At 42.0% G+C, this 1,039-nt stretch carries 1 protein-coding gene; it reads right to left on the bottom strand.

Features of this window, described 5'->3' with window-relative positions; all coding sequences use genetic code 11:
* Positions 1–52: 52 nt before the first annotated feature.
* The gene (locus C8322_RS07315; RefSeq protein WP_111810486.1) at positions 53–985 is read right to left on the bottom strand and encodes an IS5 family transposase; all 933 of its coding nucleotides are present in this window, start codon (positions 983–985) and stop codon (positions 53–55) included.
* Positions 986–1,039 lie beyond the last annotated feature (54 nt).

The following is a 1,039-nucleotide window of genomic DNA, read 5'->3' as shown; positions in this document are numbered from 1 at the left end:
GGCTTTGTTGCACAAAGATTTGAAATGCAAAGCGCCCCTAATTGAGCCAAATTTAAGGCGTAACTTGGGTAAGTGGGCGACCTAATTCCGTAAATCTGTTAAGGACTGCTACACGTGCATGGATCTCATTCACTTGGCTACCAAAACTCCTTGCGCTGAGTTTATCTCCTAATAATTTAATGCAGTGCATCTTAGTTTCAACCAAACTTCGCCGATGATAGCCTGACCATTTTTTCTTTTGTGTCCTGCCTAAACGTTTAATTGTTCGAAGTAATTCATTTCGCTCTAGCGAGCTACACTTTGTATCTTTCCATTGTTTCGCATTTTTTCTAGGTGGAATCACCGCATGCGCTTGCCGATCTGCAATGACCTGACGGCATTGCTTGGTGTCATAAGCTCCATCGGTATAAACAGAGTCAATCCGCTCATCTTGTGGAATCTGATCAAGTAAATCACCAAGCACCTGTGAATCACTGACATTATTGGTTGTAAGCTGAACTGCTCGTATTTGTAGGGTTTTGGCATCTATACCAATATGAAGTTTACGCCATTGGCGACGATATTCAGATCCATGTTTCTTGCGTTTCCATTCGCCCTCACCTAGAAACTTCATGCCTGTAGAGTCCATGAGTAGATGCAGCCCATCGCTACTTTTTTGGTAGCTGATTACAATATCAATATGCTTTTGTCTTCTACAAAGCGTGGTGTAATCTGGAGCTATCCAATTTAATCCGCAAAGTTTAATCAGACTTTGTACAAAGCCAGTAACCATACGTAAAGACAGACGAAATAAGGATTTAATCATTAAGCAGCATTGGATGGCTGCGTCGGAGTAGGTTTGATTTCGCCCTTGTTTGCCTTTTGATGGAGCATACCATTGCGTAGCAGGATCAAACCAAATGGCAATATTTCCGCGACTCATGAGTGCTCGGTTATATGCGGGCCAATTGGTTGTGCGGTAGATTTTGTGTGTAGGCTTCTTCATTTGAAAATTATATCGCTAAAAAAGCCTTTACAGATAGGTTTGTGCAACAAAGCC

The organism is Acinetobacter sp. SM1B (assembly GCF_003289665.1).
Lineage (GTDB): Bacteria > Pseudomonadota > Gammaproteobacteria > Pseudomonadales > Moraxellaceae > Acinetobacter > Acinetobacter schindleri.
Note: the sequence above shows the minus strand (reverse complement) of the source record. Positions and strands in the feature narration are given on the sequence as shown.

Bases quoted from the DNA above. Each gene is read 5' to 3' on its own strand.
- C8322_RS07315 (WP_111810486.1), bottom strand. From the start codon at position 985: ATGAAGAAGCCTACACACAAAATCTACCGCACAACCAATTGGCCCGCA.